Source organism: Paraburkholderia sp. J12, assembly GCF_905220215.1.
In the GTDB taxonomy this organism is placed as follows: Bacteria; Pseudomonadota; Gammaproteobacteria; order Burkholderiales; family Burkholderiaceae; genus Paraburkholderia.
The window spans coordinates 738,234-751,604 of record NZ_CAJMZC010000001.1 but is presented as its reverse complement, the minus strand read 5'-3'; the positions used below and the strand labels follow the sequence as shown (position 1 = coordinate 751,604).

7 protein-coding genes and 2 pseudogenes are annotated in these 13,371 nt (G+C 68.1%); 6 read left to right on the top strand and 3 right to left on the bottom strand.

The genetic code is table 11. From position 1 onward, the window contains the following. Window positions 1–132 precede the first annotated feature (132 nt). Together U5760_RS03515 and U5760_RS03510 are read right to left on the bottom strand one after the other, a co-directional pair. A pseudogene (locus U5760_RS03515) lies at window positions 133–342 on the bottom strand (hypothetical protein); the annotation flags it as partial. A 34-nt stretch (window positions 343–376) separates the two neighbouring features. Further along, window positions 377–1,444 (bottom strand): annotated as a pseudogene (locus U5760_RS03510) (hypothetical protein). 462 nt (window positions 1,445–1,906) lie between these two features. Between U5760_RS03510 and wecB the strand changes: the two are divergent. The 5 genes from wecB to U5760_RS03485 all read left to right on the top strand — a co-directional run bounded on the left by wecB (window position 1,907) and on the right by U5760_RS03485 (window position 11,302). Next, entirely contained in the window at window positions 1,907–3,115 is a 1,209-nt protein-coding gene (gene wecB, locus U5760_RS03505; RefSeq protein WP_322010022.1) for a non-hydrolyzing UDP-N-acetylglucosamine 2-epimerase, read from the top strand. A 188-nt stretch (window positions 3,116–3,303) separates the two neighbouring features. Beyond that, window positions 3,304–5,628, top strand: a complete 2,325-nt coding sequence (locus U5760_RS03500; RefSeq protein ID WP_322009618.1) for a cellulose biosynthesis cyclic di-GMP-binding regulatory protein BcsB — start codon at window positions 3,304–3,306, stop codon at window positions 5,626–5,628. 2 nt (window positions 5,629–5,630) lie between these two features. Beyond that, complete coding sequence (locus U5760_RS03495) at window positions 5,631–7,808, top strand: glycosyl transferase family protein (RefSeq protein ID WP_322009617.1); 2,178 nt, start codon at window positions 5,631–5,633, stop codon at window positions 7,806–7,808. Continuing rightward, on the top strand, window positions 7,805–10,357 hold the full coding sequence (locus U5760_RS03490) for an NfrA family protein (protein WP_322009615.1): 2,553 nt from the start codon (window positions 7,805–7,807) through the stop codon (window positions 10,355–10,357). The genes U5760_RS03495 and U5760_RS03490 overlap by 4 nt, the downstream gene beginning before the upstream one ends. A 24-nt stretch (window positions 10,358–10,381) precedes the next feature. Continuing rightward, window positions 10,382–11,302 carry a hypothetical protein gene (locus tag U5760_RS03485; RefSeq protein WP_322009613.1) on the top strand — a complete coding sequence of 307 codons (921 nt, stop codon included), beginning with the start codon at window positions 10,382–10,384 and terminating at the stop codon, window positions 11,300–11,302. A 48-nt stretch (window positions 11,303–11,350) separates the two neighbouring features. On the opposite strand, the gene U5760_RS03480 is transcribed toward U5760_RS03485, so the two are convergent. Continuing rightward, window positions 11,351–11,968 carry a LysE/ArgO family amino acid transporter gene (locus tag U5760_RS03480; protein WP_322009612.1) on the bottom strand — a complete coding sequence of 206 codons (618 nt, stop codon included), beginning with the start codon at window positions 11,966–11,968 and terminating at the stop codon, window positions 11,351–11,353. 134 nt (window positions 11,969–12,102) lie between these two features. Between U5760_RS03480 and U5760_RS03475 the strand changes: the two genes are divergently transcribed. Then, entirely contained in the window at window positions 12,103–12,996 is an 894-nt protein-coding gene (locus U5760_RS03475; RefSeq protein ID WP_322009611.1) for a LysR family transcriptional regulator ArgP, read from the top strand. The last annotated feature ends 375 nt before the right edge of the window (window positions 12,997–13,371 follow it).

Below are 13,371 nucleotides of genomic sequence, written 5' to 3'. Positions count from 1 at the left end.
CTTTGCGGCGCGCGGCGTCAGCATGGACATCGGCGCGGTGAGGGCGGCGACATGACGGCGGCAATGACCGGGCGTTCCGCGTTGAGCCTGTGCGCGCGCCCGAGTGCGCCGACGGCGCGCTGGCGGCTCGTTTCACCGCGCTAGAACTGGCTTCGAACGGCCTTCGCGGCGCGGTCGTTTGTGTTCACGGCTTCTTGTCGTGCATGAAGCGTAGCGCGAGGCTCGGCCAAAGCGCACGCGCTTCGGCATGGTCTCGGGGCGCAGCAGGCGCGTGTCGTAGCCCGAGAAGCGCCGGTCGTTTTCAGCGAGACCGAGGTGCATCAACTCCGGCACGCGGCTATCGAATGCGCCCGCGGCTATCGAGTGCGCCTGCGGCTCAGGGCTGCGCCCTTTCGCGCGGGCGCTGCACCGGCTCGCCGCATTGGCTGCAAAACGGAAAGAACGCGAAATTGCGCGCGCCGCATGGGCAAACCGTAAAGAGCCCGAGCCCGCACTGGCTACAAAACGAGACCTCTTCGCCGCCGAGGTTCCAGGCCTTGTCGCAGGACGGGCAGAGCTTCTTCTGGTACGCGCCGATGGCTTTTTCGTCCGCAATGGCGCGGGCCCGTTCGCTCTGGCTCTGCTGCATTTCCAGACGTTTTCTTTCCACGTAGCGCTGAAAGGCACGCAGCATGTACACGCCCGCGAACACGGTGAGCGCGATGCCCACGAGCACGCGCACGTAGCCGCCGAAGTCGGGCAGGTAAGGTACGAGCTCGATGAAGAACGCGCTCAGCGCGAAGAGTCCGAAGCCATAGACGAAGGGCCAGTAGCGGCTCTTGCGGTGGCGCACGACGAGCCAGACGGCGACGAGCAGCACCGGCAGCGTGAGCGCGAGGCGCCATGCGAAGACAACGAGTTCGTAGTGGCGTTCCGCGGCGGCAAAGCGTGCGTCGGCCACCTGCTGGGCGGCGTCCTGTTGCGTGCGCAGTTGCGCCGTTTGCGTATCGAGCGCGCGTTGCTGGTCGGCGAGCGCATCGAGCTGGCGCTGCCAGTCCATGGCCGTGGCCTGCTAGGCGTCGAGCTGGTGCGTACGCGCGAGCAGTTCGGGATCGTTGCGGCTGTCGCCCGTGGCCTCGCGCGTGGCAATCCAGTTGCGGAAACTCTCCCTGGCGTTGCGGTAGTCGGCGCTCGCGCGCTCATGGGCGGCACGCACGGTCTGCAGCTTGTCGTCGAGTGCCTCGTGTTCGCGTTGAAGGTCGCGCAGTTTCGCCTCGAGCGGTGCGGTCGCGGTCTGGTCGACATACTGCTGCGGCTCGGGCGGGCCACCGCGCGGGGCGAACATGAGGTCGCGTATCACGAGCGCGCCGAGCATGTTGAGGAACACGGCGAACAGCACCGCGATGATCCACGAAGCGATCTGGAGCAGACGCGCGGGGCGCGAATAAGCCTGGCTGGTGGTCATGGAGGGCCTTCCGGAGGATGGGCATATGGCGCAGAGCGTAACGCGAAACGCATAGAAAGGGGCAGAACGGTGGCCGAGGCGCGCGGCGAGTGGCATGATGGGTCCGAGGGCGACGCGCAGGGACAGGCGACTGACGGGCCGATCCGGCAACTCCGGCAACAATGCGGCCGATCGACATCGAAACGTTGAACAATGCCGCGCGCCGCGGTGCAATCTGGCGTGCATGCCGTCTATCGCACACTAGAATGCTTTCGGGCACGTGGGCGGCCTCATGTAAGCGAACCGTGTAGAGTAGCCCGGACCGGCCCTGCAAGCTGTGTAAGCAGACACAGCCGACACGAAAGCAGCCGGTAAGCAGTGCATAAGGAAAAGGGAGACGCGGAGCAGGGGCCGGCGGATCGCCGGTTCGTGCAGTGATGCCGCGCCTGCACCGGTTACCGGATGAATGAAGGAAGCCTGAACGTGCGCATTCTGTCGATATTCGGTACGCGGCCCGAAGCCATCAAGATGGCGCCGCTCGTCAAGCGCCTCGAAGCCGAGCCCGGCGTCGAGTCCATCGTCTGCGTCACGGGCCAGCACCAGAGCATGCTGCAACAGGTGCTCGACCTGTTCGGCATCGTGCCCGCGCACAACCTCCAGGCCATGACCGCGAACCAGACGCTCAATGGCCTCGCGGCGCGCCTCTTCGCCGGCCTCGACGACGTGCTGGCCGAGGTCGGCCCCGACCGCGTGCTCGTGCACGGCGATACCACCACGAGCATGGCGGGCTCGCTCGCCGCCTTTCACCGGCGCATTCCGGTGGGGCACGTGGAAGCGGGGTTGCGGACCGGCAACCTGTACGAACCGTGGCCGGAGGAGATGAACCGGCGCGTGGTGGACGTGGTGAGCGATCTGCTGTTTGCGCCCACGGCCAGTTCGAAGGCCAATCTCCAGGCCGAAGCGCTCACGGGCCGCGTCATCATCACGGGCAACACCGTGATCGACACGCTGCGCCTCATGTGTGCCCGGCTCGATAGCGACACCGCACTGCGCGAAGGGATCGACGCGCAGTTCCCTTTTCTCGAACCGCAGGAGGGCGGGCGGCCGCTGCTGCTCGTCACGGGCCACCGGCGCGAGAGTTTCGGCGAGGGCTTCGAGCATATCTGCGCGGCGCTCGCCGCGCTCGCGCATAGCGGCAAGATGCAGATCGTTTATCCCGTGCATCTGAATCCCAATGTGCGCGGGCCGGTGCTCGCCAAGCTCGGCAATGCGCCCAATGTTTATCTCACCGATCCGCTCGACTATCCCGAGTTCGTGCGCCTCATGCAGCGCGCGGCCATCGTGCTCACCGATTCGGGCGGCGTGCAGGAGGAGGCGCCCGCGCTCGGCAAGCCGGTGCTCGTGATGCGCGACGTGACCGAGCGCCCCGAAGCGCTGGCGGCCGGCACGGTCAAGCTGATCGGCACCGACCGCGCGGCCATCGAGCGCGCGGTGCTCGAACTCGTCGACAACGAAGAGGAGCGCCGGGCCTATGCACGCCGCGTGAATCCGTATGGCGACGGGCATGCGTCGGAGCGCATCGTTGCCGCGCTGACCGGCAAGCCGTTCACCGAGTTTTCGAGCCGCGCGCTGCCGGGTTATCGGCATCCCGTGCTGGCGGAACGCGGCGAGACGCCGGAACCGCAGGATTGATGCAGGCCTCGCGTCCCGATGCAACCGCACGCTTGCGATCGTGCAGCGCGGCCGCCTGGTTCTCCTGATGTTGTTGAGCGGTCCGTCTCAAGTTTCTTCGAAGTTTCCTTGAAGTTTCCTTGCTGTTGCCGTGACGTTGCCCGATTTGCGCGAGGCCCGCATCGCGCCGACCCCATGGGGAGTAACACGTGAGATTTCAGCTGACTTCGCATTGCGACGACACCGCGCACGAGCGCTTGCGCACGCTTTGCCGCACAGGGTTTGCGGCTGCGATTGCACTTGCCGCGCTCTGCGACGTCGCGCACGCGGCGCCCGGCGACCTTGCCAGCGCGTTTGCGCAACTCGGGGCGGGGCGCGTCGAATCGCGCAGCGTTTCGCTCGCCGATCTCGGCGTGCACGACCCGCTCGTGCTGCGCGCCCCCGATGCGGTGCAGGAACTCTATTTTCCGGTGCCCGTGGGCCTGCCGATCGCCAACGCCGCGTTGCAGCTCGATGCGAACTATCTGCGCGGCAACGGCGGACGCACCACCTTCGTGCTCTCGCTCGACGGCTCGCCGGTGCAGGCGCGCAACCTCACCGACGCGCAGGGCGACGGCTCCGTGAATCTCGGCGTGGACGATGCGCCGCGCCCCTCGGGCTTCGTGCGCGTGGGGCTGCAGTGGTCGTCGGTACTCAACGACACGTACTGTACGGACCAGACGGCCATCGGCAATCTCTGGCGCGTCGCGCCCACCACGCGGCTGACCTACCAGTTCGATACGTCGGCCATCCACGACGTGCGCACGGCCTGGAGTGCATTGCCCGCGAAGCCTGTAATCATAATAAGTAGTGCGAAGCTCGACGCGAATGCCTACGACGTGGCATGGCGCCTCGAAGCGTTGCTGATGCGCGGCGGGGCGACACCCGTGACGCAGGTGATGCCGGCGGTGGGCGACACCGTCGATCTCGGCAGCCTGAGCGTGCCGGGCGCGCTGCAGGCGGTGCCGGCGTTCGGGGCGCTCGCGGCGGGCGGACAGCACAAGATCGCCAGTCCGGCCGAACTGGGCGCGCTGATCGCGCTGGCGCCCCCGGGCGCGTTCGCGCCCAACGTGGTGGTGGCCGATGAAACGTTGCGCGCACATGCAAACGAAGCGCTCGACGCCTTGCGTGCCCAGGTCACCGCCGTATCGGCCGACGCCGCCGGCGCATTCGACGCCTGGCGCGCCCGCGCGGCGGGGCTGCTTGCGGCGCCGCTCACGAAGGGCGAGGTGCAGCTTGCACGCCTGGGCGGCCTGCCCGCCGTGGTGGTGGGCGACAGCCTTGGCGTGAGCGCGCTCTCGCGCACTTGGACGCCCATCGACGTGGCGAACCGCTTCATCGTGCACGAAGTCGCGGCCTCGCCCAATCTGAGCGCGGGCGGCGACAGCGACCAGGTCGCGCTCTCGCTGATCGGCGGCACGCCGCGCACGCTCAACGTACTGACGAGCGCCGCGTGGGAGGCCAACTTCGATCTCGCGGCCGTTTCGGGCAACGGCAAGATTCCGCGCCGCGTGGTGCTCGATCTTGCGGCCGCGCCCTCGGCGGATCGCAATGGCCAGACTGCGTCGATCTTCTTCAACGGCGTGCTGATCGGTGCGCATCTGCTCGATACGGACGGCCGCGCGCAGCGCGTGAGCGCCGATATTCCGGCCTACGCGCTTGCCTCGGTCAATACGCTGCGCGTGCTGTTCCAGCGCCAGCCTGCCGGCGGCTGCCGGCCGCGCGAAGAAGGCTATCCGGCTGCGGTGCTGCCCACCAGTTATCTCGTGCTGGGAGAGGGGCCGCTACCCGAGGACTTTGCCGGCATGGTGGCGCGCTACTCGCGCGAGGCGAACGTGCTCGTGCCCGACGCCTATCTTGCCGATCCACTCGCAACGCTGCCGCGTGTCGCGCGCCTCGCAAACGCGGCGGGTATTGCGCCCACGCGTGCCGCGACGCAGGTCGTAAGCCATGGCCAGGCGGCGCAACCCGCCGGCCCGTTCCTCGCGCTCGACGTGGTGCTCGACAAGGAAGACGGCCACGCGAGCTTCAGCGATCAGCGTCTCACGCTCAAGGGCCGCGGCGGCGCCACGCTCGTCGACATGACGGGCCTCTCGAAGATCGGACTCATCGAAGTGGTGCGCTCGGGCAGCACGCCGGGCATCGTCTGGCGCAGCGTGGGCGCAACGCCCCCGGTGCTGCCGGCGAGCCTGCAACTGCTGAGCGGCGACGTCGCGATCGTGGACGACACGGGCGTGCTCAAGCAGTTCGACACGCAATACGCGGGCGGCGTGCCGCCGGTGGACGATCAGCGCGCCTGGCTCACGCGGCATTGGGCGGGCTGGGGCATCCCGACCATCGCGATCGTCGTGCTGCTGTTGCTGCTGCTCGCGGCCGCCATGGCGCGCAACCGCGCCCGCGCGCGGAGTGCCGCCGCCGCGGCTGCCGCGGCCGCAGCGAAGGTCGAGGCGCAGGAAAGCGGCGATCCGCACGGCCCGGCCAACCCGCAGGGCTGACCGTGAGCCTCGCCGCGTTCGAATGGTGGCTCGGCTATCTGGCGAGCCGCTACTACCAGGGCATGGAGTACCTTGCCGCGGTGGTGGCGGTCATCATCCTGATCTCGAGCCTCGACGATCTTTTCATCGACGCCTGGTTCTGGGTGCGCCAGACGTTCCGCCATTTCACGGTCGAGCGTCGCTATGCGCCGCTGCGGGCGGAGCAGCTCTATACGCGCGAGCAACAGCCGCTCGCGATCATGGTGCCCGCCTGGCGCGAAGAGGACGTGATCGCTTCGATGGTGTCGGACCTCGTGCGCGTGCTCGACTACAGCAACTATGTGGTGTTCGTCGGCACCTATCAGAACGACGCGGCGACGATTGCCGAAGTCGAGCGCATGCGGCGGCGCTACAAGCAGCTTCACCGCGTGGAAGTGCCGCACGACGGCCCCACCTGCAAGGCCGACTGCCTGAACTGGATCGTGCAGGCGATTTTTCGCATGGAGCGCGAGACGGGCATCCAGTTCGCGGGCGTGATCCTGCACGACAGCGAAGACGTGCTGCATCCGCTCGAATTGCGCTTCTTCAACTATCTGCTGCCGCGCAAGGACATGATCCAGTTGCCGGTGGCCTCGCTCGAGCGCAACTGGTACGAACTCGTGGCGGGCACCTACATGGACGAGTTCGCCGAATGGCACGCGAAGGATCTCGTCGTGCGCGAGAGTCTCGCGGGCACGGTGCCTTCCGCCGGAGTGGGGACCTGCTTCTCGCGCCGGGCGCTGGCGGGGCTCGCGGAGCAGACCCAGAACCAGCCCTTCAACACGGAAACCCTGACTGAGGACTACGACGTCGGCGAGCGGCTGGGCCGCATGGGCATGCACTCGATCTTCGCGCGCTTTCCGGTGCAGTTCGCCACGCGCCGCAAGTCGTGGTTCGGCCTCGGGCCCGAGCGCGAGGTCACGCTCACCATGCCGCTGTGCGTGCGCGAGTTTTTCCCCGACACGTTCCGCACGGCCTACCGGCAGCGCGCGCGCTGGACGCTCGGCATCGGCCTGCAAGGCTGGGAGCAGACGGGTTGGGTGGGGTCGCTCGCCAACCGCTATCTGCTCGCGCGCGACCGCAAGGGCATCGTCACGGCCTTCGTGGGGATTCTCGCCTATGTGCTGCTCGTGCAGTTCCTGCTGTTCACCTTCGCGGATCTGCTCGGCATCCGCCCCAGCCTGATTGCTTCGCCGTTCGCCGATTCGCGCTTTCTGACCTTCGTGCTGTGGGCGAACGGCATCGCGCTGCTCATGCGCGTGGGGCAGCGCGTGTTCTTCGTGTCGCGGCTCTACGGCTGGGAGCATGGGGTGCTGTCCGTGCCGCGCATGGTGATCGGCAATTTCGTCAACTTCATGGCGGTTGCGCGCGCATGGAAGATGTATCTGGGTTATCTCGTCACCGGCAAGCGCCTCGTGTGGGACAAGACCATGCACGACTTCCCTTCGTCGGATGGCTTTACCGACCGGCGCCAGCGTCTGGGCGAATTGCTGCTCTCGTGGCAGGCCATCGACGAGACGGAACTCGCGAAGGCGCTGGAAGAGGAGTACGCGCAGGAGGCGCCGCTTGGCCGCGTGCTCATGGCGCACGGCTGGCTCGACGAGGAGACGCTGGCCGAAGCCATTGCTTTCCAGGCGAACCTGCTGCGCGGACGTCTCGACCGCGCGAAGCTCGAAGCGAACGCGCAACAGGTGCCGCTCGAGCTCGCAGTGCGCTACCGCGTGCTGCCCCAGGGCGACGACGGCAAAGGCCATGCGGTGCTGCTTTGCGCGAGCCCGCTTGCGAAGGACGCGGTCGGCGCGCTTCAGGCGCAGCTCGCGCTGCCGCTCGCGCAGCGCATCGTGCGCGAAGGCGAAATCGCCGATGGACTGCGGCTTTTGCGCGGCATTCCCGTGCCCGAGGTGCACGAGCAGCATGAAGCGATCGCGCGGCAGGAGGCACTCGGCCGCCACGCAGCGAGCGTACCGCTCCTCGGCGACCTGCTGATCGAGCGCGGCGCGGTGCGGCGCGCCGAGTTCGACGCCGCCTTGCAGCGCTACCGGCCGCAGGATCACGGCCGCATCGGCGACTATATGGTGGCGCAGGGCGTCATCACGGCCGAGGCGCTGGCGGGTGCGATCGAGGAGCAACGGCGTCAGCGAGACGAGGCCGCTTCCCCATGAAGAGGATTCCGAAACTGTTGGTCGAGCGTGCGCCAGGCTCGCGCTCGTCGCGGCACGGCACGCGGCGCGCGCTCGCCGCGGCGTGTGCCGCGCTTTGTGCCACGGCGTGTGCCGGGCTCTTCGTGCCAGCCGCCGCGCAGGCACAGGCGGTGCCTTCGGGCACGCTGCCGCTGCCGTTGAGCGGGCCGGCGCAACGCGTGGCGCAGCAGGGCTACGATGCCTATGCGCGCGGCGACTATGCGGCGGCCGAGGCCTATGCCCGCAAGGCGATTCGTCAACGGCCCGACGTGGCCTCGCTGCGCCTCTTGCTCGCGAACGCGCAGGCGGCCCAGGGCAAGCTTGGCGAAGCGAGCCGCACACTTGCCGAAGCCGAGCGTCAGATCGGCCCCGATCCGGCGCTCGTCGCGCGGCGGCGCGCGTTCGATGCGCAGGTGGCGGCCTCGGCGCGGTCTGGCGCGCCGCGCGGCGGGCGGCAGGCGGTGCCGGGCACGGGGTCGCCCGACAACCTCACGGGGCGCGCCTATGAACTCGCACAACAGGCCTATAAAGCGTATGACGCTCGCCGCTACGACGACGCATGGCGCGACGTCAACGCGGCCATCGTCCTGCGGCCCGATGTATTGCGCCTGCGTCTGCTCGCCATCGACGCCGCGAGCGCCGCAGGCCACGACCGCGACGCATGGCAGGCGGCACAGGACGCGACGCAGCGTTTCGGCAGCAGCGCCGACTTGCGTACCCGGCGCCTCGATATCGGTGCGCGGCTCGCACCGCCGCTTGCGACCGAGGCCGAGGCAGCGCGCGAGCGCGGCGACACGGCGCAGGCCATAGCGCTTTTGCGCGAGGCGATAACCTACGCGCCGGATCGTCCGGGCTACCGTCTTCAACTCTTCGACGCGCTTGCCGCGCAGAACGATCAGGCCGGCCTCGAACAGGCGGCAACCGACGCCGTCGATGCAGGGATGAAGCCCGCGCTGATGGCCTACGTGATGCGCGGCTACGCACGCGCCTCGCAAGGCCGTTTCGCCGATGCCGATCAGGACTTCGATCACGCCCTGCAGTCGAGCGACGCCACGCAGCGCGATCAGCGCGTGGCGCGCGTGATCGTGGCGGATGTGTGGACCGAGGAAGGGCAGCCGCAGCGCGCGCTCGATCTGCTCGCGCCGCTCAAGCCGGTGGGCGATGCGACCGACGCGCAGATCGAGGCGCGCCGTTACTACGCGCGCATGGCGCTCGCGAAACCGGTCGCCGGCGCGGCAGCCGAACGCGTGGCACAGGCGGCGCGCCCGGTGTTCGACTGCACGGTGGACCGCTACGGACCGGCCTGCGACGTTTATGCGGCCGATCCGGGCTTTGCCGCGCGGCGCGCTTCAATCGTGGCCGCCCAGCACGGCGACAAGGCCGCGGCGCTCGACTACGCGCGCCAGGCGGTGGATGCCGATCCGCGCAACCCGCAGCACCGGGTGGAGCTCATCAACGCGCTCGTCGACGCGGGCGACACGGCGGGGGCGAAGCGCGAGGCACGCGCCACGCTTGACGCCGGACTGCTGGACGCGATGCCGCCGCTGCAAGCCGCCTACATCGCGCAGCGCGCCGGCGACGACCGCCGCGCGTACGTCTATTTCGCGCATGCCGACGAGGCCGGCCAGTTGCCGCCGCAGGCCGCGGGCGACGCGGGCTACAGCGCGTACCGCGCGCATTTCGACGCGTTGGCCGCGCGCTATTTCGAGCGCGCGATCGACTACGGCACCGCCCCGCCCGACGGCGCCGCGCCCGCTACGCTCCCGCAGCTCCAGGACTTGCGCAACGCCCACGCCGACGTCACACGCGACTGGGGCTTCATCGCCTCGCTCAACTATCGCGGCGCGGGCCTGCAGCCGGGCGTCTCGACGGGTTCGGCCCCGGGCACCTACAACAACTGGCAGACCGGGCTCGAAGGCTACTGGCGGCCGTTCGGCTCGCTCGGCGACCGCATGTTCGAAGTCTATGCGCGCGCCTACGAAGACTTCGGCGCCCAGGGCGACGCGCCCAGCGGCGTTTCCACGGCGCTCGCGGCCGTGGGCGCACGCGCGAAGCCCTTCGAGTCGGTCAATGCGATCATCGCGTTCGAGCGGCTCATTCCCATCGGCTCGCGCGCGCCGGCCGACTGGCTGCTGCGCCTTGCGTATTCGGGCGGCTTCGGCACCGAGCTGCGGCTCGACGTGCCGTCGTGGTGGACCGTGCAGGACTATGGCGAAGTGGGCCACTACGTGAGCAACGGCTGGAACTACGGCACGGGCTATATCGAAGCGGGCCGCACCTGGCGGCTCGACCCCATCAGCCCGAAGCTCACGGTGTTTCCGTATGCCGTGGTCGGCATGGACTACGATTCGAGCATCAACCACAGCATTCCGGTGGGGATGGGCGTGGGCATTTCGTCGCGCTACTGGTTCCGCGACGGCTTCTACGATTCGCCGAAATCGTATGTGGACGTTTCGGTGCAATACCGCTGGCGGCTCACCGGGGACAACCGCGCGGGCGGCGTGTTCTTCGGCACGGTGCTGTCTTACTGAGTGACTGGGGAGGGAGTGTCGACCATGCCTGAGCGTTTCGCGAGCCGTCGCATCGCGCGTGCCGCTGTCGTGCAGATGGCGGCCCGTGTGCTTGCCGCTGCGATGTGTGCCCTCGCGGCCGCGGGCTGCACGCTCCAGGTGCCCGCGCATGCCGATTCGCTCGCGCAGGGCATTGTCTGGCAGCCCGACAACGAGCACCTCGACCTGCACGGCGACTGGGAGAAGCTCGGCGTGAACGAGTTGCTCGTGCAGTGGATCGCCGTGGACGACGTCGCGTACATGGCGGGTGCGGGCTTGCCGGCGCCGCGCGTGCCCGACTGGGTGCGCATTGCCAACGAGCCGTGGGCGCGCGGCGTGATCGTGGGCCTCGCAGGCTACTCGAACGAGCAGAAGGCGCGCGCGAACATGGAAGAGCTGGTCGAGCGCTCGCTCGCGCTCGCGAAGGTGCGCCCGCCCGTGCACATCACGGGCTGGTATTTCCCGGTGGAAGCCGATCCCACCTGGAAGGACGCGGCGAGCATGGCGCCTTTGCTCGAACGTCTGCCGCATCCGCTGTGGATCAGCGTGTACGACACGAGCAATATCGGCGGCGAGGCGTTTGCGAAGTGGCTGGACAGCTGGCTGCCGAACGACGTGGGCGTGCTGTTGCAGGACGGTTGCGGCGTGTATGCGCGCGGTCCGGCTGCGGCGCGCGAATATGCCGATGCGCTGGCGGCGCACCTGGGCAGCAAGCGCGTGCGCATCATCGCGGAAGCGTTCCGGCCGAAGGAGGGCGGCGGCTTTCGCGCCGCCACGCCCGAGGAACTTGCGCCTCAACTGGAGGCGTATCACGGCTACCGCGTCTATCTCTTCGACGGGCCGCACTACATGTCGCCCGCGCTCGTCGACGGACTCCTGCAGCAATTGAAGTCTGGGCAGGGCGCTGCTCAGGCACCGGCCAGATGAAAGGGCCTTCAGCGCTTCGAGCGCTTCCGGCCGGAAGCGCAATCCGCTTTAGCGCAACTGCGTGAAGGCGATCAGCAGCACCATGCCACCGATGGCGCCATCGAGCACGCGCCAGGCGCCGGCACGGCGAAAGAGCGGGGCGAGCGCCCGCGCGCCATAGCCCAGCGCCACGAACCACACCGCACTCACGCTCATCGCGCCGAGCGCGAACGCGAGCCGGCCGCTTTCGGGTTCGCGCGCGCCCGCGGTGCCGATTAGCAGGAAGGTGTCCAGATACACGTGCGGGTTGAGCCACGTGAAGGCCAGCGTCATGAGCACGATGGGCCATGCGCGCTGCACTGGCGCCTCGCGTTGCGCCGCCGCGTCGAGCACCGCGTGGCCGGGGCGCACCGCGCGCCGTAGCGCGCCGATGCCGAACCACACGAGCCACGCGAGACCCACGTAGAGCACGAGATGCACGAAGGTGGGATAACGCTCGACGAGCGCCGAAGCGCCGCCCACGCCCGCGCCGATGAGGATGAAGTCGGACAGCGCGCACAGCACGACGATCTTGGCGACGTGCGAGCGCAGAATGCCCTGGCGCAGCACGAAGGCGTTTTGCGCGCCGATGGTGACGATCAGCGAAGCGCAGAGCGCCGCGCCGTGAGAAAAAGCAAGCCAGTTCATAGTCGGGAGCCGAGGTGCGGCAATCTTCGCTGCCGGTTGCCGTTCACGTTGCACGGCGGGGGGAATGGCGCTAGTCTGCGGCCATCGGCGACCTAAGAGAAGCTGATTTTCTTAAACCCGATTAAGGAACGCTAATGCTCGACTATGCGTTGCTCGACGCGCTCGCCGCCGTCGTGCGGCACGGCTCGTTCGACCGCGCGGCCGGCGCGCTCAATGTCACGCCCTCGGCGGTCTCGCAGCGCGTGAAGCTGCTGGAGGAGCGGGTGGGCACGGTGCTCGTGAAACGCGGCCAACCGTGCGTGGCGACGGCCGCGGGCGCGCTCCTGTGCCGCCACACCGAACGCGTGCAGCTGCTCGAAGCGGAACTGGGCGGCGCGATGCCCACCTTCACCGGCGCGTCGGACGGCACACGGCCCACGCTGCGCATCGCCGTCAACGACGACAGCGTGGGCACGTGGTTCATCGACGCGGTGGCCGCCTTCTGCGTGGAGCGCGGCATCCTGCTCGACCTCGTGATCGACGACCAGGACCACACGGCCGAGCGCATTCGCGACGGCAGCGTGCAGGGCGCCGTGACCACGCAGGCGGAGCCGGTGCAGGGTTGCCGCTCGACGCGCCTTGGCCGCATGCGCTACCTCGCCGTGTGCTCGCCGGACTTTTTCGAGCGCTATTTCGCGCAGGGCGTCACGCGCGAGTCGCTGCGGCGCGCGCCGTGCATCGAATTCAATCCGAAGGACCAGCTGCAAAAGCGCTTCGTGAGGCGCATCACGCGCGCGCAGGTGGACGCGCCGCTGCACTGGATTCCGCACGTGGCCGGCTTTCTGTGTTGCTGCCTGAACGGACTCGGCTGGGGCATGTGTCCCGAACGCATGATCGCGCAACATCTTGCCCGCGGCGAACTGGTCGAACTGACGCCGGGCCGCGCGTTCGATGTCGATCTGTACTGGCAAAGCTGGCGGCTCTCGATCGGCTGGCTCGACGAATTCGGCGCCATGCTCAGGCGACGGTGCACTGAATTTCTCGACTGAAGCGGGCTGCGGGACTTATCCTGAAAGCGGATTTTTCTTTACATCCTGCGAAATTGTCGAACTATTTGGAGAAGCCCGATTGTCCATTTCGGTGCAATCTCCACACAATCTCCACGCAATGGCACATGACAAAATGACTAAAGCGCGATTCATTCTGGATTAATTGGGTTTGATATAGAGCGTAGTCTCGGTATTGACTGCCGTAAGGCTGCAGCCCTTGTCGTGCGGCAATTTCGCGTAGTTTCTCCTGATGTTTTGTATGCAAAACGCGTGGGAGCGGCGCCCTTGCCGCGCATTGCGTTTCATTGATTGGTCATGATTGGGCGAGAACATGCAGGTGGGCCGCAACGACCGGCAAGCGCCCGCCGATGGCCG

Bases quoted from the DNA above. Each gene is read 5' to 3' on its own strand.
- U5760_RS03480 (WP_322009612.1), bottom strand. From the start codon at position 11,968: ATGAACTGGCTTGCTTTTTCTCACGGCGCGGCGCTCTGCGCTTCGCTG.
- U5760_RS03485 (WP_322009613.1), top strand. From the start codon at position 10,382: ATGCCTGAGCGTTTCGCGAGCCGTCGCATCGCGCGTGCCGCTGTCGTG.
- U5760_RS03475 (WP_322009611.1), top strand. From the start codon at position 12,103: ATGCTCGACTATGCGTTGCTCGACGCGCTCGCCGCCGTCGTGCGGCAC.
- U5760_RS03490 (WP_322009615.1), top strand. From the start codon at position 7,805: ATGAAGAGGATTCCGAAACTGTTGGTCGAGCGTGCGCCAGGCTCGCGC.